The 229-nt window shown below is 62.0% G+C and carries 1 protein-coding gene; it reads right to left on the bottom strand.

What is annotated here, in order from left to right; all coding sequences use genetic code 11:
* Window positions 1-194, bottom strand: a 194-nt coding sequence (locus tag AC1RPQ_RS08740; protein WP_481762393.1) for a hypothetical protein, incomplete at its 3' end; no start/stop codon positions are given.
* Between the last annotated feature and the right edge of the window lie 35 nt (window positions 195-229).

Genomic DNA, 229 nt, shown 5'->3' on the forward strand with positions numbered 1-229 from the left:
TCTACGTCCGCAAGACTGATTCCACGATCCCGAGCAGTGACCGCGACGGCTGCGCCGTCCGCGATGGTCGCGCACGTTTCCGCGATACGGGCCGCCCGCTCGTCGTCGGCATGTGCCGGTTGCGCTGCGCACGACGCGGAAACCGCGACCGCGATGCAGGATGCGAGAAACAGGCGATTGATTGCATTGGTCATCGGTTTAACTCCGGTTCGTTGAGGTAGTTCTATTG

This window comes from Dellaglioa sp. CoH-57-MRSF-21 (assembly GCF_056781915.1).